Annotated in this window: 19 protein-coding genes and 1 tRNA gene; 10 read left to right on the top strand and 10 right to left on the bottom strand. The window is 62.2% G+C overall.

Going from position 1 to position 25,838, the window contains the following annotated elements; genetic code table 11:
* The first annotated feature begins 16 nt into the window (after nucleotides 1-16).
* A complete protein-coding gene (locus BM118_RS35815) occupies nucleotides 17-874 on the top strand; it encodes a hypothetical protein (RefSeq protein ID WP_143099577.1) in 858 nt (285 codons plus the stop codon).
* A gap of 66 nt (nucleotides 875-940) precedes the next feature.
* A complete protein-coding gene (locus BM118_RS35810) occupies nucleotides 941-1,795 on the top strand; it encodes a CHAP domain-containing protein (RefSeq protein ID WP_092192133.1) in 855 nt (284 codons plus the stop codon).
* A 39-nt stretch (nucleotides 1,796-1,834) separates the two neighbouring features.
* On the opposite strand, the gene BM118_RS35805 is transcribed toward BM118_RS35810, so the two are convergent.
* Nucleotides 1,835-2,836: a hypothetical protein gene (locus tag BM118_RS35805; RefSeq protein WP_143099576.1), complete on the bottom strand. Its 1,002-nt coding sequence runs from the start codon at nucleotides 2,834-2,836 to the stop codon at nucleotides 1,835-1,837.
* Nucleotides 2,837-2,979: 143 nt separating this feature from the next.
* Between BM118_RS35805 and BM118_RS35800 the strand changes: the two genes are divergently transcribed.
* The 4 genes from BM118_RS35800 (at nucleotide 2,980) to BM118_RS35790 (ending at nucleotide 10,715) form a co-directional block, all read left to right on the top strand.
* Nucleotides 2,980-3,960, top strand: coding sequence for a trypsin-like serine peptidase (locus BM118_RS35800; RefSeq protein ID WP_092192129.1), 981 nt, complete (start codon nucleotides 2,980-2,982; stop codon nucleotides 3,958-3,960).
* A 633-nt stretch (nucleotides 3,961-4,593) separates the two neighbouring features.
* A complete protein-coding gene (locus tag BM118_RS40920; protein ID WP_143099575.1) occupies nucleotides 4,594-4,932 on the top strand; it encodes a hypothetical protein in 339 nt (112 codons plus the stop codon).
* Nucleotides 4,933-5,306: 374 nt separating this feature from the next.
* Entirely contained in the window at nucleotides 5,307-8,726 is a 3,420-nt protein-coding gene (locus BM118_RS35795; RefSeq protein WP_092192127.1) for a caspase family protein, read from the top strand.
* Nucleotides 8,727-8,735: 9 nt separating this feature from the next.
* Complete coding sequence (locus BM118_RS35790) at nucleotides 8,736-10,715, top strand: caspase family protein (protein ID WP_092192125.1); 1,980 nt, start codon at nucleotides 8,736-8,738, stop codon at nucleotides 10,713-10,715.
* Nucleotides 10,716-10,879: 164 nt separating this feature from the next.
* Here BM118_RS35790 and BM118_RS35785 read toward each other — a convergent pair.
* Nucleotides 10,880-10,969, bottom strand: a tRNA-Ser gene (locus BM118_RS35785).
* 196 nt (nucleotides 10,970-11,165) lie between these two features.
* On the opposite strand from BM118_RS35785, the gene BM118_RS35780 reads away from it, so the two are divergent.
* Complete coding sequence (locus BM118_RS35780) at nucleotides 11,166-11,507, top strand: hypothetical protein (RefSeq protein WP_177235000.1); 342 nt, start codon at nucleotides 11,166-11,168, stop codon at nucleotides 11,505-11,507.
* 209 nt (nucleotides 11,508-11,716) lie between these two features.
* On the opposite strand, the gene BM118_RS35775 is transcribed toward BM118_RS35780, so the two are convergent.
* The 3 genes from BM118_RS35775 to BM118_RS35765 form a co-directional block, all read right to left on the bottom strand.
* Nucleotides 11,717-13,180 carry a trehalose-6-phosphate synthase gene (locus tag BM118_RS35775; protein WP_177234999.1) on the bottom strand — a complete coding sequence of 488 codons (1,464 nt, stop codon included), beginning with the start codon at nucleotides 13,178-13,180 and terminating at the stop codon, nucleotides 11,717-11,719.
* Nucleotides 13,181-13,413: 233 nt separating this feature from the next.
* Nucleotides 13,414-14,235 (bottom strand): trehalose-phosphatase, encoded by an 822-nt coding sequence (gene otsB, locus BM118_RS35770; protein ID WP_092192119.1) that lies wholly within the window; start codon nucleotides 14,233-14,235, stop codon nucleotides 13,414-13,416.
* A 3-nt stretch (nucleotides 14,236-14,238) separates the two neighbouring features.
* Nucleotides 14,239-15,723 carry an MFS transporter gene (locus BM118_RS35765; RefSeq protein ID WP_092192117.1) on the bottom strand — a complete coding sequence of 495 codons (1,485 nt, stop codon included), beginning with the start codon at nucleotides 15,721-15,723 and terminating at the stop codon, nucleotides 14,239-14,241.
* A gap of 181 nt (nucleotides 15,724-15,904) precedes the next feature.
* Here BM118_RS35765 and BM118_RS35760 point away from each other — a divergent pair, with 181 nt between their 5' ends.
* A complete protein-coding gene (locus BM118_RS35760; protein ID WP_092192115.1) occupies nucleotides 15,905-16,261 on the top strand; it encodes a DUF3175 domain-containing protein in 357 nt (118 codons plus the stop codon).
* A 373-nt stretch (nucleotides 16,262-16,634) separates the two neighbouring features.
* Here the strand turns inward: BM118_RS35760 and BM118_RS35755 are convergent, their stop codons facing one another.
* On the bottom strand, nucleotides 16,635-18,668 hold the full coding sequence (locus BM118_RS35755; protein ID WP_177234998.1) for a methyl-accepting chemotaxis protein: 2,034 nt from the start codon (nucleotides 18,666-18,668) through the stop codon (nucleotides 16,635-16,637).
* A 496-nt stretch (nucleotides 18,669-19,164) separates the two neighbouring features.
* Entirely contained in the window at nucleotides 19,165-21,204 is a 2,040-nt protein-coding gene (locus tag BM118_RS35750; RefSeq protein ID WP_092192111.1) for a methyl-accepting chemotaxis protein, read from the bottom strand.
* Between the two features lie 281 nt (nucleotides 21,205-21,485).
* Between BM118_RS35750 and BM118_RS35745 the strand changes: the two genes are divergently transcribed.
* Both BM118_RS35745 and BM118_RS35740 read left to right on the top strand, forming a co-directional pair.
* Nucleotides 21,486-22,652: an FIST N-terminal domain-containing protein gene (locus tag BM118_RS35745; RefSeq protein WP_092192109.1), complete on the top strand. Its 1,167-nt coding sequence runs from the start codon at nucleotides 21,486-21,488 to the stop codon at nucleotides 22,650-22,652.
* Between the two features lie 5 nt (nucleotides 22,653-22,657).
* Nucleotides 22,658-24,007 carry a hybrid sensor histidine kinase/response regulator gene (locus BM118_RS35740; protein ID WP_177235009.1) on the top strand — a complete coding sequence of 450 codons (1,350 nt, stop codon included), beginning with the start codon at nucleotides 22,658-22,660 and terminating at the stop codon, nucleotides 24,005-24,007.
* 185 nt (nucleotides 24,008-24,192) lie between these two features.
* On the opposite strand, the gene BM118_RS35735 is transcribed toward BM118_RS35740, so the two are convergent.
* The 3 genes from BM118_RS35735 to BM118_RS35730 are packed head-to-tail and all read right to left on the bottom strand — an operon-like array spanning nucleotide 24,193 to nucleotide 25,723.
* Complete coding sequence (locus BM118_RS35735; RefSeq protein WP_177234997.1) at nucleotides 24,193-24,888, bottom strand: response regulator; 696 nt, start codon at nucleotides 24,886-24,888, stop codon at nucleotides 24,193-24,195.
* Nucleotides 24,888-25,040: a hypothetical protein gene (locus tag BM118_RS41945; RefSeq protein ID WP_177234996.1), complete on the bottom strand. Its 153-nt coding sequence runs from the start codon at nucleotides 25,038-25,040 to the stop codon at nucleotides 24,888-24,890. Before BM118_RS41945 ends, BM118_RS35735 begins: the two co-directional genes overlap by 1 nt.
* The gene (locus tag BM118_RS35730) at nucleotides 25,037-25,723 is read right to left on the bottom strand and encodes a response regulator transcription factor (protein ID WP_092192103.1); all 687 of its coding nucleotides are present in this window, start codon (nucleotides 25,721-25,723) and stop codon (nucleotides 25,037-25,039) included. The genes BM118_RS41945 and BM118_RS35730 overlap by 4 nt, the downstream gene beginning before the upstream one ends.
* Nucleotides 25,724-25,838 lie beyond the last annotated feature (115 nt).

The following is a 25,838-nucleotide window of genomic DNA, read 5'->3' as shown; positions in this document are numbered from 1 at the left end:
TTGGAAGGGTGACATTTTGACACGGATTCTGGCGGTAGCGTTTGCGTTCATAGCTGCGCTGTTGGCCGCATCCTTGTCGACCAACAAGGTGGATGCGGACGTTCTGCTGAAAAGCAAGGGAGCGTCGTCCTCCTCGGTCACCAGGGCAACCGGCGGATCAAGTCTAAAGATCGCGGTGGCGCTCTCCTTCGAAAAGATCAGTTCGATCATCAATCAATTTGAAGTCCGGCTTGACGCAAGGGGAGTCAAGAAGAACACCTTTCTCGGCGACATTCCCTATGATGGAGCTGGACGGCTGGGAAATGTCGTCTTGAGGGCATCGGGCTCGGACAAATTTCCGATTGAGGTCACTGCACCGTTTAAATGGAAAGGGAAGATCAAGGGCTTCGATGTCGTTGCCAATGGCAACGTGACGATCGATTTCGGAATTCGTGCAGACGGCGACTGGTGCAAGCTTCTGGAGTTCGACGAGCCGAAGGTTGAGCTTGTCCAGTCCAAGGCCATTGATCTCGCTTATGTCCCGTTCGCCTCAGAGGGCATCAAGGCAGCAATTGCTGGTGCTCTTGGCGATCTGTGTGGGCAAGTGAACAATGCGGCGTCTGCTGCTTGGCACAATCTGGTGTTTCCTCTGGAATTTCAGGGCAAGACGCTTTTCCTCAACGTCGATCCGAAGGCCGTCTCGATCGTCAGTGCGACCATTCAAGACAACACCATAAGACTGGGCATGAGCTTGGCGTTCGACAGCACGCTTTCAAGCAAGCGTCCTCCTAACAACAAGCCAAAACTGCCACCGCCCAATGGTGCAGTGGTCAGTAATCCCAACAGCGAACTGGAAGCCGTGGGCTCGATCAATTTGGGGCTTGCGTTTCAATAGCAGGAACAAAAGTGCATTGCGGCTGCGGGCAGGTGAGCAAAGCTCGAGCCGGAAAGGGAGGCAACCATGACTGTGAGCAGGCGCACATTTGTGACGGGGTCCTTGGCCTTGGTCGGTTCGGATCTGGCTCTGAAGGATGCGATGGCCGCACAACGCAAGCCGGCAGAGATCGGGACCGATATTGGTGTCGTTCCCGAATTGCCTGCCGAACTGAAGCAGTACAGCAACAGGGACGACCTTAACGAAACAATCCTCAAGGACTTCGACGTGGAGACCAAGGGGCTGCAGCCAGCCCTTCTCGCCGAGCGGCAGACGGCGCTCGCGATCGTACAGAAGGTGCCCTCGTGGTCGGATCAGAAGGTGATCACGCCGTATGACGTCGCCAGCTTCTTTCTGGGCGTAGCGCAAGACAAAGGCGGCAAATACGACACGACCTGGCCGGGCTACATGCGGGCTTGGCCGGTCCGCGCCAATCCGCTGATTGTCGAATTCTTTTCACAGACGACTACCAAACCGGCGGGCGATACCACTGCCTGGTGCTCGGCCTTCGTCAATTGGTGTTTTGTCCGCTCACATGCAGGACGGAACGACGCAGGCAAGTCTCGCGCACCGACCCGCGATGCCGCCTCAGCAAGCTGGCGGAATTGGGGAACGGGTATGGTGTTCGACAAGGGCAAATCGACCCCTCGGAACGGGACGCCCAAGGTAGGCGACCTCGTTGTTTTCGTCGATAAGGGTGACTCCGCGCACGGCCACGTGGCCTTCTATGTCGATCACAACGACACGCACTTGAAGGTTCTTGGAGGCAATCAGCTCGAAGGCCAACCGGTGCGCCACTGCGTCAGCGAGAAGCTGATCCCGCTCTGGGGCAACGTCCTTCAGATTCACTCCATTCGTACCGATCCGGCGCTGCACACATAGCAAGTCGGTCGAAAACAGCGAGTGGCTCGCGATCGCACGTCAGACCGAAATCAGGCCCTGATTAGCAAGCAACTTCATCAGGACGGCCGCGCCGCACTGGGACGAAAGATAATTCGGTTTCCAATGCCCGTCGGAATCGTAGCCGCCCCGGACAGGAAATTTGCTGAAATTCCATAAGTAGTTGGGAATGGCACCATGGTTTCGTGTACCGAAACCGTTGTACGCCTCGAGCCGGTATAGCGTGAGTTCGAGGCCCCAATCGACTTGATTGGCCAAGCCATCGTAAGCGAAAGCGTCGATACCGCTGGCTTGCCAGGCTGTGACGGGATTCCATGGTGACGGTGGTGGATTCCACGGGTCGGGACGGCCCGGCGGCACATTGACGGTCTTCTTCGCGATCGGATCGCCGTTGTGCAGATGTCCCATGAAGTTGGCGCTGCATTCGCGGTAGTGAATAACCGCGATGACATGCCACGGGACTTTCGTCGCCGCCTCCAGGTCGCCGTAACGCTTGCGGCTTGACGGGCTGCTCAGCTTTGTAACCCACGCCCGAAGTTCGCTGAGATGTTTGGGATCCGGCTCACAGGTATCGAACATCTTCCGATATTCGCCTTTAAGCTGTGCAAATTTCTTGGCTTTTCCCTTTGCCTCGCCCTCGCGCCGGGGCGGACGGACGGTACGATTGAGCTTGCTCAGGACCTCCCCGGCATCCGCTGCAAGCTTTTCCGCCTCATCAGCCGGTCCGCTCGATTTCGCGAGCGCTGAATCGACGAGATCCGCAAGCGTTCGCAATTCCAGGTGCCCGGTTCCGGTGAGCGACTTGGTTATATTCGGAGCTTGAACCTCGATGCCGAGAGCCGAGGCTCGTTCCTGCAGCGACAGGACATCCTTGTTGGCGATCGTGGCTGTTTGCGCCAAGCTTGGCGACAGGCCTGCATGCCACGCGACCATGGAAGCGCCCGCCACGATGCCGTTGCGCAGAAGCTCGCGGCGGCCGACCTCCTGCACGTGCGTCATGTCTCGCTTGGATGTGGAAGCCATAATCATTTTCCCTGTATTGCGAGCCCGTAAATCAACGGCCGCTCGGTGATGCTTGCCAATCAACAAAATATCGTGCACGCTCTGATTGCATCATTGCGCTGCCCCATATTTCCGTCAAGAACGATTGCCGGCAGGAGAATGGCGTGCCCAAGAATTTTGCCTGGGTCTGGATTTTCGTGATTGCATCGTCAACTTCGGCCGCGACGCAAACTGCGCCGCCTTCCGATGCCGCGGGCTGCGTGATACCGGATCTGGAGTTGGCTCAGCAATTTGCTGCGGCACTTCAATCGTCAACGCAGGCAAAGCCGATTTATGGATGCGACGATCGCAAGGATCTGTTCGATCCCCGCTTGACTGAGCCGCAGAAGCGGGCAGCTCGAGCGACAGCGCTTGTGGTCGGCAAGAAGGAAGATCGCATCGAATTGTGCTCGCCTGAGCAGGCCGCAAAAGCGCAGGCTGCCGAGCCGGAGCGTTTTTGGGATCAGCCGCAGCTCGGCGGCTGCTCGAGCTTCAAGGTCGGACCAAAGGTCATGGCGACGGCGGGCCATTGCGTCCAATCGCTACGAGAATGCCGTAAGACCCGCTTCATATTCGGCTACCACATGCTTGATCGTAATTCGCGGCCCGATCAGGCGATTCCCAAAACCAACGTTTATCAATGCGTTGCCCTGATCGGAGGCTCATTCTCGGAGGAAGACCCGACAGTGAGCGATTGGCGGCTTGTAGAAGTCGATCGCATCATCGACGCGCCGACTGTCGCCATACGAACGGCTGCGACCAAGCCGCCGTTAACTTCCGATACCGCGGTTACGGTGATCGGCTATCCGTTGGGGCTGCCGGTGAAGATCGCAGACGAGGCAACCGTGCGTTCGATCGAGAAGAAGAAGTTTGTTGCCAACCTGGATACGTATGGCGGTAATTCCGGATCCGTGGTTCTCAATTCCGAGTTGCTGGCGCGCAATGAATTGCTAGCGGAAGGCATATTGGTCGGCGGAGCGAATGATTTTCAATTGACGGGCCAAAAGTGCGTTCTATCAGCGCACTGTCCTGACAAGGGGTGTAGTGGCGAGAAGGTCACGGCAATATCCGAGATCGCGGACGCCCTCAAGAAAGCGAATAGATAGCAGTATTGCTGCAACGAATTGGTCGATCATGCGTGTCCGGTAGACGTTTGGCTACCAGGTAAGGTCAGTCTTCTCAGGCAAAGCGATATCACGTTGCAATCATTGATTGGGAGGATCAAATGAGGCGATTGTTCGGGATCGCGGTTGTTTTTTTCTTGCCCTGTCTGGCGTGGTCGCAGACGAGCAACAGGACGCCGCCTGACGCGGGGTCCATGCCTCCCGCGGCTGTTTCGCCTGTTATCGTTCCGTTACCCGACACTTCGAGGCGGCCCACCGAGGGGCAGCCCGAGGTTCCGGCTCGGCCACAGATGGGAACCGCAATTGACGAATGGATTCCGTTAAAGCCGAATGATGAGTCGACCGACGCCGGCGGGACCCCCGTTATTACACCCGTAAATCCGCCACCACCGCGTCCGCCGCTAGGTGCCCCCGAACGTCCGATAGGAGCCGCCGACTCCTCCGTCCCTGAACGTTTAAATCCGCGGCGGCCTCCCCTTGGATCATTCGAACGGCCGCCGATGGGTGTCCACGGAGGACCGTCGATCGGTCACCCTGAACGACCGCCGATGTCCACGCTTAAATAGAGATGGACGGTATATGCGAAGGCGACGCCGGGCACGAAAGCTGATCACCATGGTGAGCGTCGTCCTGTGGTCAGGAACGCTTGGCGTTTCGTCTGTGTACTTCGTACGGGAGTTTCCTCTTGTGCTCAGTGCGCTGGCGGAAGAGCAATCGCAAGGTGGTACCCGAACCGGCGACCAAGAAAATCATGGCGGCGGTGACCAAAGCGACCGGCAGGATCGAGTGCCCGCACGACGTCCACCATTTGGCACGTTTGTAACTCAGGACGATCCCGAGGTGATGCAGGCCTGGCTGTGGACCTCCGCGTACTACGGCCTGATCAGCCTGCTGTCGGTGTTGGTGGCCGGAGTTGCGGGATTTGTTTTCGTGCGCAGACGCCGTGACGAATAGAGCATGGATACAGCATCGTGTGGTTTGCGAACGCTGGCAAATAGGTTGATCCAACGAGCGAAGGGGATTGCAGATGATACGCTTGATTGCGGGCCTGTCGGCAATGGCTGTGCTTTCGACATCGACGGCGATCCAGGCCCAGAACGCTCCGACCCGGCCGCCCTTTGGCACGCCTCAATTCCCGACCACCGCTGCCTCGACGCCGCTTCGGCCAAACATGGGAGGCGGAGATAGTTCGAGCCCTTCCCCCGGCGATAATTCGGGTTCGCCTTCTCGAAACACCGCGGCGACAAAGCCGCCATCCCCCGGACTTCAGAAGTAGACATTGCCGACGGACCGGCACAGCAGAATGCGAAGACGAAACGGAGCACCGTATGGTACGCGTGGTAGCGACAATTGTCGGCCTGCTGGGCTTTCTGGCAATCGGAGCCGCCTCGGCGGATGACACGACCGAGCGCGGTGAAATTCGCCTCACCTCGCCGCTCTCGGCGATCGCCTGGCAACTCGCGGTCGGACCAAAGGACCGTTTCGTCGCCGTTTCCGATCGCGACGGTAGCGTCTCGCTGTTCGACATAAACGACGAGCTTGGCGAACGAAGCGTGTTCTATTCGCCTATCCGGGACGAGGAGCCGGATAAACAACGACCGATCGCACTATCTCCGTCGGGCGACCTGATCGCACTCGGTGCACCGCTCGTGCGCGGCAAGCCCAATTCCGCTGTGATCTATTTCTTTCGCAAATCCGATACCAGCAGCGTGATCTTCACCATTGATGGATTGCCGTCCCGGCCGATGACACTGCGACTGAGCAACGATCTCGGAGGTAAGCGGCTGCTGCTTGCGGCGGTTTTAGCCGACGGTCAGCGCCCCATGATTTGGGATGTCACGTCGGTTGCCAAAGCTGCCGTTGATCCCGCCGTGGAGGCGAGCGCACTCGGAAGCGTCCTCGACGAGCCCACAGCCAATTTCTTCGGGGATTGCGGCCGATCCGAATGTCACAGCTGGAACGTCGCGTTTCCGCCCGCCAGCTCCGATGTTGGACTGATCGTCACAGCTGACAGCGGATTGGTGTTGTACGACCAAGACTTCAAGTTGGCCGGCTACGCCGGTTGGCGCGAACGTCCGGAGATCCGGCGCGCGGCGGGCATCAGCTTCTCTCCGGACGGCACCAAATTTGCGCTCGGCAAATTGGCCCTGAGCAAACGAGAGCTTCAACAGGGCGACAACCACGCGTGCGCCGTCGATATCTATGCGTTCGGCAAGATCAGCGATCTCGTCGACGCGGATCGCAAGTTCAAGCGCGAGCGCATCGGCAGACTCGTGCCGACGAAACCTCGCTATGAAACCGCGGGCTGCTACCTGGGGCGTGTGGCCTGGGCAGGAAATTCAATCTTCGCAGCCGGCATGCACATTCGAGAGTTTGCTGACAATTATTGCAAGACATTCAAGGATCTCGCGGACGAATTTGGGAAGGCTCAGGACGGATCGGACACCGCGGAAGCCAACGCGATGCTGCGATGGAAGTCGCTCGATGACAATGCCCCCGACATGATCTGTATCGGCACGAACACGGCGATGGATGTTCAGGCCACCGCCGCGGGAGGTGTCGCGATCGTGACGCAGGATCCACGGCTTGCCGTATACGACGCCGGGGCCAAGCTTTCATATTTTGCAGGACATGCGCGGCACGAGCGCGCTTTCGACGGCCTGCTTTTAGACCTGAGAGACAATGTCGGCGCGGAAATGTCGCTCGACCAGAATGGCGGTCTGGTCGTGCTGCGGCCATTGCGGACACCGCGGGCCTATGTGGCCTTCGATTTCAACGACGCGGGAAAGCGGGATCCACTGATCAGAGTGTTGAATGACGATCTCGCGTCTGCGAGGAAGGAACTAATGCAGGAGATCGCGCAGCGTCGCGGCGGCGAGGCAACACTTGACGGACGAAATCCTTCGCCTTCGCAGTGCATGGGTGTCGACTTCACGCAGCCGAAGAGCCCGTTGGAGCTGAGCCAGATAAACGACCTCCGCACATTACTCAAGCTGCGCGCTCCGGAAGAAATTCGGGATATTGAATTCGTTCCGCCACAGGCAAAAGAGGCGGCCTGGACCGCCGTGATCGGAACCAGCCACAGCCTCATGTACCTTGATTGCCAGGGGAATGATCTGTGGAACGGCGGAAAGCCGATTGCGGCTGTCGGGCGAGGCGGGTTGCCGCTACGCGACGAGGCCTTTCGGGTTCGTGTCACAGCTGATCGTCAATCTGTCGTCGCTGCGCACGGCGACGGGACGATCAGATGGTACCGACTGATCACTGGTGAACTCACACGCAGTCTTTTCATTCATCCCGATCTGAGAAACTGGGTCGCCTGGACGCCTCAAGGCTATTTCGACAGCTCACTGAGCGCCGGCAATCGTCTAACAGGTTGGCTGCAATCGACGCCCAAAGCCAAGGGAAGTTGGTCTGTCCTGATAGAGCCTTTGGTAAATTACGAGAAGCGCTGGCGAGATCCAACCAAGGTGCGAGACGCGATTTTACTCACCAATCCAGATGCTCCATCAAAGGCGCCAAATCAGGCTCAGCCGAAGCTCAGTCTTGAGATTGACAACTCCGATGCGGTTGACGCGACGACGTTTCGCTTTCGAATCCGCATCGAAAACGCCGGCGACCGGTCGGCCTCCACGCTGCCCAGATTCAAACTGTTTGCCGAAACCATGGGACAGGCAGCAGCGAAGTTCGGCACGGCGACCAAGCGCAATCAGGACTGGATCATTCCCGGTGAATTCGAGTTGAACGGTTGTCTGACTTCGCCTGGACGGCGGTCGAGGATCTGGGCGCAATTCAGCGATCCGGAATTGATCGACAGCACGCCCTCATCGCGATTCATCACGTACACTGGAGAGAGCGCAGGCACCTGTCCAAAGCCAAAGGTATGGGGCATCTTCATCGGGATCAGCAAATACCAACCTGGCTTCCCTGACCTCCGTTTTGCCGATCAGGATGCCAAGCGCATGTTCGAGTTCTGGAACAGACAATCCTACTACGATCGTGGAGAGCTGGTCCTACTGGAGGCGCCAGCGGGCGGTGCTGCAAAGAAAACGGTGGTAACCCCAGCGGGCGTTGCAACGACGGAAGCCAGCGACTCGTCGCTGAGTTCTATCCGGGAACTCATACGCAAAAAGCTGTTCGACTTCGGCGATGAAAACGGCATTGGCCCATCCGATGTTCTCGTCGTCTATCTCGCTGGCCACGGTGTTTCGCGCTGGGACCCGTCCATAGAGCATTGGTACTTTCTTCCGACCGGCGTCAAAGGCGAGGTGCCCCTGAGCCAGACGATCACGGTTGACGACCTCAAACGCTACCTTGCCGCCGTGGGGCGGCAAGCGCCATCGACGCTCATCTTCATTGACGCTTGCCGAAATTTTGCAACTTCCTACCCCGATGCCGACACGAAGGGTTTCAATCCGAAGGTAGAAGCTTTCCAACTTTCGTCCGAGTACAAGGCCGCCGTCTTCCAAGGAGCCGGGCGTAACCAGTTTGCTTATGAGCTCCCCGATACAGATCTCGCAAAGCCGGACCCCAAGACCTGCAAGGTCACCGACCTGAAAGCTACGTCTGGAGGGGGCGCGTTTACGCACGCGTTGCTCAAACAGTTGCGCATAGCTGAAGCGCAAGGAGCGCGATTGGGACGCTTTGCAGAGGATCTGAACAATGGCCTCGCCCTGATATGCGAACGCCAGGAGCTACAATACTCGCTGCCGTCGTCCGGGTTCGATCGTCTTTTCCCGCCAGACTGAGGTTTTGCAATGCGCCTCGCCGGTTGTGTGCACACCGTCATCCTGTTGCTCCTATGCATTGGCTGCAGCACTGCCATCGGCCGCGAGCGAGCGGCGGTCGTTGTCGGCGTCGGCACCTATCATCCGAAAACCGTGAACGGAAAAAACCTGGACGGCGCAGGCAACGATCTTGCGCTGATGCAGGAAGTCCTCGCCCAATACGGCTTCAGCCGCGACGACGAGACCGTTCTGATCGACGAGCAAGCGTCTCGTGAAGCGATTGTCGCCGCGATCAACCAGAAGCTGCTCACCCTCGACCGAGGATCGATTGCTGTTTTCTACTTCAGCGGTCACGGATCGACGGTAAAGGGGAACGACAAGGTCGGTGCCTGGGAGAATGAGACGATCGTCCCATATGATGGCCGGGTTGCCGGCGAACCAATCCGCGATATCCGCGACGTTGAGATCTATGGCTGGCTGAAGCAGCTCGATGCGCGCGGCGTACGCGCCGTCTTCATTTTCGACAGCTGCTATTCGGGCGGTGCCGCGCGAGCTGGAACCGCACTCAAGATGATGCCGAGCGCTGCCGAGAACACGCGGCCGCCGGACACCGACTCCGGGCATATCCTGCGTTCTGATCAGATCACCGGCGCGACAGCGTTGACCGTGCTCACCGCGAGTTCGGCGATCGAACCGGCTGTGGTGACGAAGTCCGCCTCGTCCGGGCAGTGGCGCAGCGAATTCACGGCCAGGCTCCATGATGTTCTGGTCTCGTCATCCTCCAGACCGCCGGCTACCTGGAGCCCGGTGATCGATCGCGTAAGAGAGCAGCTGAAAGCCGGCGGCGACGTCGCGATCCAAAAGCCGCAGCTGTTCGGCGCGGGAAATGCTCCTGTATTCGGCACCAATCCCTTCTCCAATTCGATCGACGCCAAGCGCACCTCCGCGACCAGTGCTGTCCTGGTGGGCGCGGGACTCGATCTTGGCGTGACAGTCGGCTCCATCTACAAGTTGTTCGGGACAGGCCAGGTTCCGTGGCTGGCCGCTGAAGACTTTGAAGCCAAAGCGAAGGTGACCAGCGCCGATCATCTGACGGCGGTTCTCACTGCCATGGATGGGCGGGAGCTGACGAGCCCTGTCTTGAAGGCGGTCGAGTTTGATTATGCAATGCCGAAATTCAGATTCAAGTTTGACCGCTCCGGCGTGTCGGGACTTGGCCCACTCGATCAAAAGGCCATATCGGAGGCGCTGAAGGCGTTCGACGGGTCTGCGCGATCGGACGATCCCGAACTAACTGTAGCCGTGTCGGTGGTATCCGGCCATCTCCAGCTTGCCACATCCGATGGTCGGCCGGTGGGGACGCCCATCGAACTGACGAACGGTACAGCCGTTCGCGATGCCTTGAAGCAACGATTGGCCAACTATGCGCGATGGCTGCGGCTGTTCGCATGGAAACGATCCTCCAGGCCTCCTGCGATATTTACCTACCAACTGGCCTACGGAAACGGTCAGGACGAGAAGATCATTGAAGGTACCGCATTCAGAGCTTCGGATGTGCCGACAGGAGCGACGGTGCGGCTTTCGGTGACGAACGAGAATGTTCGCACAGTCAATGTCGATGCAATCCTGCTGCGGCCCGATTTCGGAATCGAGTTCTGCCCCCTGGGTTTGATCCAACGTAATAAACGCCTGCCTACGGAGCAAACATCGGTAGGATCTCGTCCGGGCGTGGGGGCCTGGAAACTTATTATTTCGGATCCTTCATCTCAAAGACTCGACTTTGCCTTCCTAGGAACCGACCGGAACGCCCGCACGGCGCGTGGTTCACTGGAGACCGAACTCGGCGATGTATGGGACGATGTTTCATCGATTTCATCTCGCGGGATTTCGGCAACCGGCGAGTGGAGCATCGTTGATGTCCCTTTCAAGGTTGCGGAGAGTGCGGCGATCGCTGATCCCGGCCCTGCTGGACACTGCCTCAACTTGGCCGGGACCGGAGCTTCGCCATGACGGATCCACGCGCCGGATGTTGATGGCCGGCGGGCGGCGATCTTCACATTCCGCCACGAAAAGTTTCATGAGGTTTCTGTTGTTGCCGGCCATCGGCGTGCATTCGGCAAAACTAAGGAACTCAAGCGCAGGAAATCGTAGTTTGGCGTGGGAAATCGGCCAAATGGCGGAGAGAGTGGGATTCGAACCCACGGTACGGTTTCCCGCACACACGCTTTCCAAGCGTGCGCCTTAAGCCACTCGGCCATCTCTCCGGAGCGCCCTCTCTTGAAGGGGCGCCGGCGATTTTGCAAGAGATCGCGGGGAAATCGGGTGAATTTTCCGTAAGATGTTGTATTTGAAAGACAATATCTGGCATCGGCGGCCGTTTCGGAACCGCCTGCTGGCTGAACCCGTGACGGGTTTGGCGCGACGATTCACTTGAGAATGCCAAACTCGACCGGGGACGCCATGACCATCCGCAAGACCATCGCCGCACTCGGCCTGATTTCGGCCCTTGGCTCCGCCTTTGCCGGGCCGGCCCTGGCGCAAGTCTGCACCCGGCAAGGGGTCGACGTCAGCTGCGACGACGGGCGGCGCGGGGTGCTTTCGGGCGATGCCATCATCTGGCCGGACGGGACGCGCTCGAGCGCCTCGCCGCATCCGAGCGTGATCATCGGCAACAAGAGCTCGGTGCATGTCGGGCCCGGCGTGTTCGTCGGCCAGGGCAAGGGCATGGTGCCGCTGGACGATCCCAACGCGCCGAACAAGCGGCAATGCGCGATTCTGGAGGGCGTGTCGTACTGCTATTGAGCGCGATGCTCGAGGTTCGCCGTCATGCCCGGGCTCGTCCCGGGCATCCACGTTCTTGGGAGCCCGCAGCAAGACGTGGATGGCCGGGTCAAGCCCGGCCATGACGCGTGGATCGAGTGTACGAGGCGTCGCAGAGATCGAGAGTTGAGCGCACGAAAGCGGCCCCTCACCCTACCCTCTCCCCGCAAGAACGGGGCGCGAGAGAAGGACTAGATCAACCGCACGCCCGAGATCGCCGACTTCAACCAGCGCAGCGCTTGTGGCGGCTGGGCTGCGAGCGGGGCGACGGCGGCCTTCTCGACGCGGCACTTCTCCAGCTCGGCGACGAAATCGGCGGACCATTGCTGAATGGTGTGGCCGCGCAGCTTCTTCATCATCGCGTCCCAGCGCATCTTGCGCTCGGTGAGCGGCATCGCCGCGGCGGTCGCGATCGCACGCGCCATCGCGTCGATGTCGTGCGGATTGACCAGCAGCGCCGTGTCGAGCTCATTCGCTGCGCCGGCGAATTTCGACAGCACCAGCACGCCGGGATCGGCCGGGTTCTGCGCGGCAACATACTCCTTGGCGACGAGGTTCATGCCGTCATGCAGCGGCGTCACCACACCGACCTGCGCGGTGCGATAGAGGCCCGCGAGCACGGCCTGGCTGAAGCCTTTGTTCAAATAGCGGATCGGCGTCCAGTCCACCTCGCCATGGCGGCCGTTGACGTCGGTGACGAGGCGCGCGACCTCGTTCTGGAGATTGCCATAGGCCTCGATCGCACCGCGCGAAGGGTTGGCGATCTGGAGCAGCGAGATGCTGCGCAAGAATTGCGGCTGCTCGGTCCAGAGCCGGTCGAACGCGCTGATGCGGTTGACGAGGCCCTTGGAATAATCGAGCCGGTCGACGCCGATCGCAAGCCGCTCGCCGTTGAGGCTGCGGCGCAGCCGCGACACGTCCGGATGCGAGGCGGACTTGGCGGCATATTGCGCGAATTTTTCGGCATCGATGCCGATGGGGAAGACTTCAAAGCGGGTGCGGCCGTACTGCGACAGCACAACACCGTCATCGATGGCAAGGCCAAGCTCGCCTCCGACATAACCGAGGAAATTCTGGCGATCCTCCTCGGTCTGGAAGCCAAGGAGATCGAAGGCGAGCATCGCCGTGATCAGTTCGCGATGATTGGGCACGCCCTGCATCACCGCGGCCACCGGCCACGGCGTGTGCAGGAAGAAGCCGATCGGATCGGCGACGCCGAGATCGCGCAGCTCCGCGCCGAGTGCGAGGAAATGATAATCCTGCACCCAGAACGCGGTCCGGGGTTTACGGAAGCGCATCAAGGCGCGCGCCATGAAGGCGTTGACCTCGCGATAGCTGACATAGTCCTCGCGCGAGACGCGGATCAGGTCGCTGCGCGAATGCAGCGCCGGCCACAGCGCCGAATTGGCAAAGCCTTCGTAATAGCCGCCGTAATGCGCCGCCGGCAGATCCAGCGTCGCAATCGCGCCCGAACCGAGCGCCTCGATCTCGGCAAACGGTTCCTTCTGATGACCGTCACGCACACGGCCTGAGGACCCCACCCAGATGGCACCCGAATGTTCCACAACGGGAAGCAATGCCGCAGCCAAGCCGCCCGTCATGGGCTCATTGGGCTTGCCGCGCGCGACGCGATTCGAAACGACGACTAAGTTCACAGGTCGTCCCCTCCTGTTCATTCCACCCTGTTTAACTGATGTTCATCAATATGGTTCCTGATCATCGTTTCAACCAATTGAAACCAAAATCGGGCGCGCGCGTTGAAGCTGGTTTCCCTCCTGGAACCCACTGCAAAGACAGCTCTTCCGGTTGGATTGCACAGCATGCATTGCGGCGCGCGAGAGCGCTGCGCCGACGGCCTTTATGTCTGCGGCGTGGCGCTGCCTTTGTTTCACCTCGGATCGAGCAGGCGCGCGAGGAACGCGCGCACATCGCTCGGCGCATCGAAGTGACCATTCACGCCCATGGCGCGGCGGCCGACCGAGAAAGCGAGCCCGTTCATGTCGGGCATGATCGCGAACACGGTCTCATCTGTGACGTCGTCGCCGATGAACAGCGGACGTCGTCCCCTGAACGGTTCGTGCTGCATCAACTCGCGCACGCCGGTCGCCTTGGTGAAGCCGGAATGCTTGATCTCGCAGACGAACTTTCCGGGCAGCACCTCGATCGGCGCATTGGGCAGGTCGGCGCGGATCAGCGAGACGGCCTCGAAGATCGCTTTCTCCGCATGCGGCGCGAGGCGGTAATGCAGCGCCAGCGAATAGCCCTTGTCCTCGAGCAGAATGCCCGGGCTGAGCTTTGCGATCGCAGCGAGCCGCCGCTTCAACTCCTTGTCCAGCGGCGGCGCGTGCACGTCATCCGCTTCATTGTCCACCGACAGCCGCATCTCCGCGCCGTGGCCGGCAACGGCGCGATAGACGTCGGGCGCGAAGATCAGGTCGATGTCGTTGAGCGAACGGCCGCTGACCAGCGCCAGCGCCCCGGAAGTGCGTTCCACCAGTTGCTTGAGCGTCTCCGCCAGGCCCGGCGGCACCCACACTTCGCGCGGCGTCGGCATCAGGTCGAGCAGCGTGCCGTCGATGTCGAGCAGGATCGCGGTCTCGCCGAGATGCGGCACGAGCGCATGCGGCACCGGCACCGTTTCCGGCACATCGTCGTCGACGGGCATGGTGCGCTTGTGGTCCAATGCCATTTCCGCAAGTTCCGATTTCATAGTCTACTCCATAAAGGCCAGCGGCCGCGCGATTTGTTCGAGCGGTTTGCGTTCCGCGGAGATGGCATAGCGCCATGCCACGATCGCGGCCGCGATCATGAGGAATGCCCCCAGCAAATAGCCGGCGAACACGCTGGTGCGTGATCCCGTGTCGATCAGCGCGCCGAACAGCGCCGGGCCGATGACGCCGCCAATGCCGGTGCCGACCGCGTAAAACACCGCGATCGCCAGCGCGCGGACCTCCAAGGGAAACGTCTCGCTGACGGTGAGATAGGCCGCGCTCGCGGCGGGCGAGGCAAAGAAGAAGATCACCATCCAGGCGATGGTCTGTCCTTGCGCGCTGAGCGCCCCGATCGAGAACAGATAGCCCGACAGCGCCAGCAGCAGGCCGGAGGTGCCATAGGTGAACATGATCATGGCGCGCCGTCCGAGCGTATCGAACAAGCGGCCGAGCAGCAGCGGACCGAGGAAGTTGCCGGCGGCGAAGGGGAGCAGGTACCAGCCGACATGATCGGCGCTGATGCCGTAGAAATCGGTCAGCACGAGCGCGAAGGTGAAGAAGATGGCGTTGTAGAAGAAGGCCTGCGCGCTCATCAGCGCGAGGCCGACCAATGCGCGCTGGCGATAGACCGAGAACAGCGTGTGCACGACCTCACGAATCGGCGTGTGATTGCGCATCTTCAGCCGGATCTTGGTGAAGCGTTCGTCGCTCGTATCCTGGTCGTGACCGATCACCGAACGCTCGATCTCGTCGACGATCGCGCGAGCCTGATCGGGCCGCCCGTGGATCATCAGCCAGCGCGGACTTTCCGGGATCCACATCCGCATAAACAGCACGACGAGGCCGATGCTCGCGCCGATGAGATAAGCGAGGCGCCAGCCGAGATCGGGGCCGATCACGGCGGGGTCGAGCAGAACGATGGCCGCCACCGCGCCCATTGCCGCGCCGATCCAGAAACTGCCGTTGATGACGAGATCGGTCCAACCGCGATAGCGCGCCGGCACCAGCTCCTGGATGGTCGAATTGATCGCGGTATATTCGCCACCGATGCCGGCGCCGGTGAGAAAACGAAACAGCGCGTAGCTCGTGATATTCCACGACAGTGCGGTCGCAGCGGTCGCGGAGAGATAAACCGCGAGCGTGATGAAGAACAGCTTCTTGCGGCCGATACGGTCGGTCAGCCAGCCGAAGCCGAGCGCGCCGAGCACCGCGCCAGCGAGATAGGCGGAATTTGCAACGCCGAGGTCGAGATTAGAGAAGTGCAAGGAGGTACTTTGCTTCAGCGCGCCGGAAAGCGCACCAGCGAGCGTCACCTCGAGCCCGTCGAGGATCCAGGTGATGCCGAGCGCGAGCACGACGCGGGTGTGAAAGCCGCTCCACGGCAGCGCGTCGAGACGCGAGGGAATGCTGGTCTCGATGATGCGATCGGTCGCAACCGCCGAGACAGCAGGTCCATAATTCAGCGCTTGGCTTTGCTGCAATTCCATCGCGTTGTTGGGTCTGACCAATGGAAACGGCCCGGCTCACATGATGTGGCCGGGAACGAACCGATCATCGAGGTGCGGCATTCCGCCTGCCACCTGCGACAACGTCTGCGGCAAGGCCAGGTTCCCACAGGAACAGCCTTTGGCGCCGTCGGTTTCCGAAGGAGCGGCAGGGAGTTGATGCATGGCTCACGTCAGAAAGACGACACATTCTCGCAAAACAGCTGCGCGCAGGAAGACCAGCGTGCGTAAGCGCGCGCAAAGCGCGTCACCGAAGCGCTGGTCGCAACGTGTGACGAAGGAGAGCGACGCGCTCGATCTCAAGCGCGGCGTATTCACGCTCACGAGCCCGAAGAAGATCGCAGCCTCGCTGAAGCGCTCGGCCGAGCACAGTTCGCGCCGCAAGACCGGCGCCTATCGTTCAGCGCTGTCGATGCTGACGTTCTACATCAACCGTGCCGGCAAGACCCTGCCGAAGACCCAGCGCACGCGACTCGAACGCGCGAAGGTGGAGCTGAAGCGCGCGTTCGGGAGAGAGTGAGTCTCGCGCTCTTTCCCCCGCTGTCGTCCCGGACAAGCGAAGCGCAGATCCGGACCCATAGCCACAGGATTGGGTTTTGCGAAGACTCGGAGCTGCCGGATCACTCCACAACCACTGCCGGTGGTTATGGGTCCCGGCCTTCGCCGGGACGACGGTGGAGCGGAAGGCGCCAGCGTCAATCTCTTCTCGTCGTCCTGGACAAGCGAGCGGAGCGAGCGCCGATCCAGGACCCATTACCCCAGGATGTGGTTTGGCGAAGATTCGGGGTTACCGGCGCGCGCCACGACTTCTCCCTGGGTAATGGGTCCTGGCTTGCGCCAGGACGACGAAGGAGAGTGATGCGGCAGTGGAGCGCCCAACGGGCAGCGAATGCCTACGCCGCCCGGATATTCCCCATGAAGCGGTCGAGCTCGGCGCGGAGGCGGGTGCTTTCGGATGACAGCGTCTTGGCGGAGTTCAGCACCTCTTCCGAGGCAGAGCCGGTCTCGGCGGCGCCGCGGTTGACCTCGCCGATGTCGGTGGCGGCGGTCTGGGTGCCCTGGGCGACGGTCTGGACGCTGCGCGCGATCTCCTGCGTCGCGGCGCCCTGCTGCTCGACGGCGCTCGCGATCGACGTCGAGATCGACGAGATCTGGCCGATGGTGGCGCCGATCTCCTTGATCGCAGCAACCGACTCGGCCGTGGCGCCCTGCATGCCCGTGATATGGGAGGAAATCTCGTCGGTGGCCTTCGCCGTCTGGCTGGCCAGCGACTTCACTTCGCTCGCAACCACGGCAAAGCCGCGGCCGGCTTCACCGGCGCGTGCCGCCTCGATGGTGGCGTTGAGTGCCAGCAGGTTGGTCTGCTCGGCGATCGCGGTGATAAGCTTGACCACCTCGCCGATCTGCTGGGCGGCATGCGAAAGCTTGCCGATGCGGCCGTCGGTTTCCTTGGCCTGCACCACGGCGGCCTCGGCGATACGGCTGGAATCGCGCACCTGGCGGCCGATCTCCTCGACCGAGGCCGAGAGCTCTTCCGTCGCGGTGGCGACCGACTGCATGTTGCTGGAGGCCTGCTCGGAGACGCCGGCAACCTGGCTCGACAGGCTCTGCGTGGTCTCCGCGGTGCGCGTCAACGTGGACGCCGCCGATTCGAGCTGCACGGCCGAGGCCGAGACGTTGGACACGATGGCGCCGACCGCGCTCTCGAAGTCATCGGCAAAGCGGATCAGCTCGGAGCGGCGGCTGGCGGCCTGTTCCCGGCTCTGGGCTTCGCTGGCGGCGGCGTCGCGCTCGGCCTTGGCGACGGCCTGAACCTTGAACTCCTCGACCGCGCCGGCCATCTCGCCGATCTCGTCCTTGCGGCCGAGGCCCGGCAGCACGACGTCGAAATTGCCCGAGGCGAGCTCGCGCATCGCCTTGCACATCGCGATCATCGGACGCGAGATGCCGTTGCCGAGCATCAGGGCGAGCACGGCGCCGATGGCGAGGCCGCCGAGCGCCATCATCAGCATCAGCCGTTCGGTCTCCCCGATCGTTGCATTGGCGCTGGCTTCGATGCGCTGCTGATCGGCGGTCAGGTCCGATCGCAGCTCACCTGAAAGCTTGAGGATGGACGCGGCCGTCTTCGTCATCTCGCCGTTCGACTTGACGATGACCTTCACGTTCTCCGTGAGCTTGGAAAAGGAGGTGCGGTACTGCTTCAGCAGATTGCTGATCTCGGTGACGCGGTCGGTGATCTTCTGGTCGTTGGCATAAATCGAGACCAGCAGAGTCTCCAGGAACTTGATGCGGGCGATCACGCCGTCGGCGGTCTTCGGCTCGGGCTTGGCGACGTAGGCGCTGACCGAGGTGGAGACCGCGAGATATTGCGAGGTGACGTCCTTGGCCGTGGTCTGGACCGAGGAGAGCCCGGCGAGCGCCGCGGTATCGGCAAGGTCGTCGAACTTGAAGCGGATCTTGTTGCCGACGCTGTTGAGCTCATCGGCCGCGATCTTGTTGTTCTCGCGCGTCAGGGTGATGATCTCACCGAATACTTTCGTAAAGCGCTGGAACTCCGCCTCGAGCTTGCCGACCTGCTCGCGGCGCGCGGCGCCGGTCGTGGCGGACGTCGATTTGGCGATCGCCGCCTTCAGATTCTCTTCGCCCGCCTTGGCCGCGGTCTCGTCGTCTGTCGCGCCGGTCAGCGTATAGGCCCGCGCCAGCCCCTGGTAAGCGATCAGCTCGCGGTCGACGGTTCGCGCGAGATCCGCTTCCGCCACGCTGGTCCGGTAGGAGGCCACGGCGGCCTGGATCCGCTCGAAGCCGAAATAGGCGAAAGCCATGCTGACGGCGAGGATGGCTAGCACCGCCACGAAGCCGAGGATGATTTTTGCGCGAAAGCGCAAGGTTGGCAGTTTCGATGTGTTCGGCTTGGACTTGACGGACATTCCCCCACCCCATTCCATTCGCGGAAAACCAGGCGCAGCCCGGAAGCAGCCCGCTTCCCGACTCATGTGCACGGTAATTGGCAAAGGATAAGCGGCGGTAAATTTGCGGCGTCGCAACTTGCGGTTCGGTGACGCGGGCAGACCCTCTCCGCTCGTCGCCCCGGCCTAGTGCGCAATTGCGCACGGGGGCCGGGACCCATAACCACGGGATTGGGTTTGGCGATGACTCGGAGTGACCAGCCTCGGGCAGCAACTTCTCCTTGGGGGTATGGGTCCCGGCCTACGCCGGGACGACGGTGGAGCGGAAGGCGCCAGCGTCGATCTCTTGTCGTCGTCCTGGACAAGCGAGCGGAGCGAGCGCCGATCCAGGACCCATTACCCCAGGATGCGGTTTGACGACGACTCGGGGTTACCGGCGCGCGCTACGACTTCTCCCTGGGGTAATGGGTCCTGGCTTGCGCCAGGACGACGATGGAGGGTGGCGCAACAGCGGCGCTTACGCCGCCCGGATATTCGCCATGAAGCGGTCGAGCTCGGCGCGGAGGCGGGTGCTTTCGGATGACAGCGTCTTGGCCGAGTTCAGCACCTCTTCCGAGGCCGAGCCGGTCTCGGCGGCGCCGCGATTGACCTCGCCGATGTCGGTGGCGGCAGCATGGGTGCCCTGGGCGACGGTCTGAACGCTGCGCGCGATCTCCTGCGTCGCGGCGCCCTGCTGCTCGACGGCGCTCGCGATCGACGTCGAGATCGACGAGATCTGGCCGATGGTGGCGCCGATCTCCTTGATCGCGGCAACGGACTCGGCCGTGGCGCCCTGCATGCCCGTGATATGGGAGGAAATCTCGTCGGTGGCCTTCGCCGTCTGGCTGGCCAGCGACTTCACTTCGCTCGCAACCACCGCAAAGCCGCGGCCGGCTTCACCGGCGCGCGCCGCCTCGATGGTGGCGTTGAGCGCCAGCAGGTTGGTCTGCTCGGCAATCGCGGTGATGAGCTTGACCACTTCGCCGATCTGCTGGGCGGCGTGCGAGAGCTTGCCGATGCGGCCATCGGTTTCCTTGGCCTGCACCACGGCGGCCTCGGCAATGCGGCTGGAATCGCGCACCTGGCGACCGATCTCCTCGACCGAGGCCGAGAGCTCTTCGGTCGCGGTGGCGACCGACTGCATGTTGCTGGAGGCCTGCTCGGAGACACCGGCGACCTGGCTCGACAGGCTCTGCGTGGTCTCGGCGGTGCGGGTCAGCGTGGACGCCGCGGATTCAAGCTGCACGGCCGAGGCCGAGACGTTGGAGACGATGGCGCCGACGGCGCTCTCGAAATCGTCGGCAAAACGGATCAGCTCGGAGCGGCGGGCGGTGGCCAGCTCCTTGTTCTGGGCTTCGCTGGCGGCGGCGTCGCGCTCGGCCTTGGCAACCGCCTGAACCTTGAACTCTTCGACTGCGCCGGCCATCTCGCCGATCTCGTCCTTGCGTCCGAGGCCCGGCAGCACGACGTCGAAATTGCCCGAGGCGAGCTCGCGCATCGCCTTGCACATCGCGATCATCGGGCGCGAGATGCCGGTGCCGAGCAGGAAGGCGAGAACCGCACCGAGCAGCGTGCCGCCAACGGCGAGCATGAGGACCAGGTGCTCGGTCTGCCCGATGGTCGCCTCCGATTCGGAATCCAGCCGCTGCTGTTCGGCGACGAGGTCCGCCTTCATGGCGGTCGCTCCTTGCAGGATCGCACCGGCCGAGCCGCTCATTTCGGTGACGAGCTCATCGACCATCTTGGCGTTGGCGATCAGCTTCTCCAGCGCGTCGCGATAGGCCGCGAGCAGCGCCCTGGCATCCTTCAGGCCGGCGACGATCTTGTCGTCCATGGAATAGACCGCGCCCAGCGAGTTCTCGACGAACTTCAGTCGCGCCAGTGCGCTTGTCGCCACCGCCTGGTCGGAGTTGAGGATGAAATTGCTCGCGGCGGCACTCGCGGTCTGGAACTGGGCGTTGACCTGTTTGGTGCCGAACTCGATCGCCTGCGCTTCCGCGTCGGAGGCGTTGTTGCCGATGTCGTCAAGCTTGTACTTCAGGAGGTTGGCATTGCGCTGAAGCTGGTTCTGGACCAGGAGCGCGCTGTCGCGCTTGGCTTGCAGGATCTTTGCAAACGTCGCCGAGAAGTTGGAGAACTCCTTGGCGAGCTTGTCGAGACTCTGCTGCCGCGCCGGCCGCTTGGCGCCCTTGATCGCTTGGTCGATTGCGTTCTTGAGGCTGGCCTCGGCATCCAGCGCCGCCTTGGCATCATCCTCCTTGCCGGTGACGACGAAGTACCGGGCGGACGAACGATAGGCGAGCAGCTCGCGGTCGATGTTGCGGGCGAGGTCGGCCTCGGAAACGCTGGTGCGGTAGGACCCGACCCCGGACGACACCCGCTCGAAGCCGAAATAGGCGAAAGCCATGCTGCCGGCGGAGATCACCAGCACTGCGGCAAAGCCCAGGATGATTTTGGCGCGGAACCTGAGGGTCGGAAATATGGTGCGCTTAGACGGCGACGCGATACGCCCGGACATTCCCACCCCCACCCTATGTTCTTGCAACGATCACGCGGCCCGGAAGCAGCCCGTTCCGAACGCGTGCGGAAAATTAAGGCAGAAACGTCAAGGGGTGGTAAATCCGTCCGGCCTGCACCGCGGGTGGAGAGAGTCTCCGCCCTCCGGGGCGCGTCAAGCCTTGCCGGGCCGAGCGGCGCCGTGTTGCGGCTAGCCGGAAAACGCCTTACTCTTTGGAGACTTGTCAGGCACTTATCAGGCACTTGGCGTCAGACCAGGCTGGTCCTCGAGGGAGAAACGGAGTGGGGCAAACCGATTTTCGGTTTGGCGGTGCGTCTGGCGTTGCCGTTGCCAAATCGAAGGCTGCGAGCGTCGATGAAGCCGTGGCCGAGCTCGCCGCCCAGCTCCCATCCGACGAGCTGGCGCTGATCCTGGTCTTCCTTTCGCCCAGCTACGACCCCCATCACTTCATCGCCGAGATCACCCGGCAATTCGACGAGACCCAGGTCTGCGGCTGCACGACCGCGGGCGAGCTCGCTCCCGACGGCTGGGACGAGAACAGCGTCGTGGCACTGGCGTTCAGCCGTGCGGACTTCTCGGCTGCGGTGCGGCCCATTCTCAACCTCGACAGCTTCCGCGTCGAGGACGGCCGCAGGATCGGCGGCGAGCTCCGGCACGAGCTGTTGCGGGTCACCCCGCAAGTCGATCGCGGCAATCCCTTCGGCCTGGTGTTGATCGACGGCCTGTGCCGCCGCGAAGAGGCGGTGATGTCCGCGATCTATGCCTCGCTCGACGACATTCCTGTCGTCGGCGGGTCCGCCGGCGACGGGATGCGCTTCGAGAAGACCTGGGTGTTCTGCGACGGCAAGGCCCACACCAATGCCGCCCTCCTGATCCTGTTGAACACCTCGCTGCCGTTCCGGGTCTTCAAGTGCGACAATTTCGAGCCGAGCCCGCAGAAGATGGTGGTCACCGAAGCCGACATCGAAAATCGAACGGTCAGGGAGCTGAACGCGGAGCCTGCGGCCCAGGAATATTCGCGCATGGTCGGGATCCTGGACGCCAAGCTCGATCCGTTCTCCTTCGCGTCCCACCCCGTGCTGGTGCGCGTCGGCGGCGCCTATTACGCACGGTCGATCCAGCGCGTCGAACCGGACGGCTCGCTGCATTTCTTTTGCGCCATCGACGAGGGCATGGTGCTGACGGCGGCGACGTCGCGCAGCCTGGTCGGCTCGACCCGCGACACCTTCACCGAGATCCGCGACCAGATCGGAGAGGTCTCGCTCTATATCGGCTTCGAGTGCCTGCTCCGCCGGCTCGACGCCGAGCAGCATCAGCTCGCCCGCGACATGTCCGACCTGTACCGGCAGAACCGGGTCGTCGGCTTTCACACCTATGGCGAGCAGTTCGGCTCCATGCATGTGAATCAGACCTTCACGGGCGTCGCGATCGGAAGGCGCCCGTCGTGACGGACATGTGGCAGGGCCCTGATGCGATCGACCAGCTTCGGCGCGAGGCGGCGAAGCTGAAGAAGATCAATGCCGCGCTGATGTCGCGGGTCGAACGCTCGATGGACCAGCAGCTCAACGCCTTTTCATTGTTCGAAACCGCCATTGCGCTCGACCACAAGGTTCGCGACCGGACTCACCAGTTGCGCGAGGCGCTGCATTCGGTCGAGCGCGCCAATGAGGGGCTCTACCGCGCCAAGCAGCAGGCCGAAGCCGCGAGCTCGCTGAAATCATCGGTGCTGATCTCGGTCACCCACGACCTGTTGCAGCCGCTGAACGCGGCGCGCCTGACGCTGTCGGCGCTGACCGAGATGATGGAATCGCAGGAGGCGGGCCTGCTCATCGACCAGGCCGACCGCTCGCTGCTGATGCTGGAGGACCTGCTGCGGTCGTTGCTGGAGATCGCAAAGCTCGACGCCGGCGCGCTCAAGCCCGACGTGCGCGCGATTGCGCTGGCGCCCCTGTTCCAACAGCTCCGCAACGAATTCGAGCCGGTCGCGGCGCGGCAGGGTCTTTCCCTGCGCATCCGCACCACACCGCTCGCGGTGAGGTCGGATGCGATGATGCTGCGGCGGATCCTGCAGAACCTGCTTGCCAATGCCATCCGCTATACCCGCAGCGGCGGCGTCATCATGGGATGCCGGCTGAGGGGCGACCACATCTGCATCCAGGTCTCCGACACCGGGCCTGGAATTGCACAGGCGCAGCAGCAGGCAATCTTCCGCGAATTCCAGCGCGGCGAGGCGACCGCGACCGACCAGGCCGGCTTCGGGCTCGGCCTCTCCATCGTTCGCCGCTTCGCGACCGTGCTCGGGCACGAGGTGCGGCTGTCGTCGCAGGTCGGCAGGGGATCGACCTTCACCCTGGAGCTGGAGCCGGCCGACCTCGCCGAGGTCGGCGACGAGGTGCAGGAGGTCAAGCTCGCGGAGCGGCACTATAGCGGGCTCGAAGGCGCCAAGATCCTGCTGATCGAGAACGACCCGAACGGCTCGGAGGCGATGGCCTCGCTGCTGGAAGGATGGGGCTGCGACGTCGCGACCACGCGCTCGGCTGCGGATGCGCTGCTGCGCCTCAGCGAGCTCGGGGGCGCACCCGATGCCGTGATCGCCGATCTCCACCTCGATCACGGCGAGAGCGGCCTGTCGGCCATCGCCGACGTCCGCCAGCATCTGAAGCTCGACACACCGGCGATGATCATCACGGCCGACTACTCCGAGAAGGCCGCGAAGGAAGCGAGCCTCCACGGCCTCGAAGTGCTGAAGAAGCCGATCAAGCCCGCCGAGATGCGGGCGCTGCTGTCGTTCCTGCTGAGCTAACCCGCGCGGATGGTTCTTCGCCCCGCCAGCGACGGGGCGAGCGCGCATGGTTCTCAACTAAAATGGCAAAAACAACCCCATGCACAGTACCGGTAGTATATTACATTTCGTCAAGGCAATGAGTTACAATTGAAATTAGTAACAGAGCGCCCTCAATCTGGAGGACAAAACAGGAGAAGATCGCCTCACTGCTGGTCCGGCCGGGCCCGCTCGCGCCTGGCCGCGATGCCCTCGCCTGCCAGCGTCGCGAAATCGATTCTGGACATTTCGACGATCGCCTTGGTGCGGCTCAGCACGTTGAGCTTGCGCAGGATGTCGGAGACGTGGACCTTCACCGTGGTCTCCGAAATCTTCAGCTCATAGGCGATCTGCTTGTTTTGCAGGCCGCGCTTGAGCATTTCCAGCACGCGCAATTGCTGCGGCGTCAGATCGTGCAGGCGCCTGATGAGATCCTGCGCGGGGCCGGACGGGCGTTGCGGGCGGACCAGTCCGCGATAGGCGGGGGGAACACAGACCGAGCCGCGCAGCACCTCGCCGATCGACTGTGCCAGATCCTGCTTGGACGACGATTTGAGGATGTAGCCGGACACGCCGAGCGACAATGCGCCGGACATGATCTGCCGATCCTGATGCCCGGAGACGATGACGACGGGAATTTTGGGGAACGCCTTGCGGATGCGGATGATGCCGGAAAGACCCGTGGTGCCCGGCATCGACAGATCGAGCAGGATCAGGTCGAGCTCGGTGTTCGCCGCGACCTGCTCCAGCGCACCGTCGATCGACGTCGCCTGAACAATATCGGCCGCGGGCGCCACCATCCGGAGCGCGCTTTCGAGCGCCTCGCGAAACAACGGGTGGTCTTCGACGATCAGAAATCGCATCAGGTATGAGCCATTCTGAAGACCTTGCTAAAGACCTTGCTGAACACCTTGCCCAGGATGCCGCCGAGGCCGGCGTCGAACTGCACGCATTGAGAATGGCCCAGCAGGGTCACGCCGGCTTGATCCAGGTCAAGAAGGACACCGCGCGTCATTGCGACCTGCCGCGATCGACCCGCGCATGAGGCCGGCTGCGCGGATCGGGCAGCTCCATCTTGCCGATCTCGATGATCGCCTTGTTGCGGCTGAACAGGCCGAGCTTGCGCAGGATCTCGGTGATATGCGCCTTCACCGTGGATTCGGCGAGCTGAAGCTCCTGGGCGATCTGCCGGTTCGGATAGCCGCGACGCAGGAGGTCGAGCACGCGAAGCTGCTGCGGCGTGAGCTCGCGCAGCTTGACCTCGAGCCCGTTGCTGGCATCGGCCCGCCGCCGCTGCGGCGTCGCCACGAAATCCTTCGGCACCGACACCGATCCGCTCAGCACGCCCTCGATCGATCGCGCCAGCTCACGGCTCGACGTCGACTTGGGCAGATAGCCTGCGGCGCCCAGCGCCAGCGCCTCGCGGACGACGTGCTGGTCCTCCTCGCTCGACACGATGGCGACGGGAAGGCGCGGATAGGCCTCGCGCAAGCGCAGAAAGCCGGAGAAGCCGGTCGCATCCGGCAGCGAGAGGTCGAGCAGCGCGAGGTCGATGCCCTGCCCGGCCGACAGGATATGCAGGGCGTCCCCGATCGACATTGCTTCGAAGATCCGCGCCTCCGGCAAGGCCAGCCGCACCGCATTGCCGAGCGCCTCGCGAAACAGCGGATGATCGTCGATGATCAGGAAGCTGGTCATGGCGCCTTCCCAACACTGCACCGCATGCGCATCGACCGCGGCAGCGGCACATCCATGCGATAGCCGTCCGGCGCCGGGATGATGCCGGACGGACGCTACCACATCCTCCCGATCG

Origin of the sequence: Bradyrhizobium sp. cf659, assembly GCF_900113725.1 — a bacterium.
In the GTDB taxonomy this organism is placed as follows: Bacteria; Pseudomonadota; Alphaproteobacteria; order Rhizobiales; family Xanthobacteraceae; genus Bradyrhizobium.
This window is presented reverse-complemented; position numbering and strand designations above follow the sequence as displayed.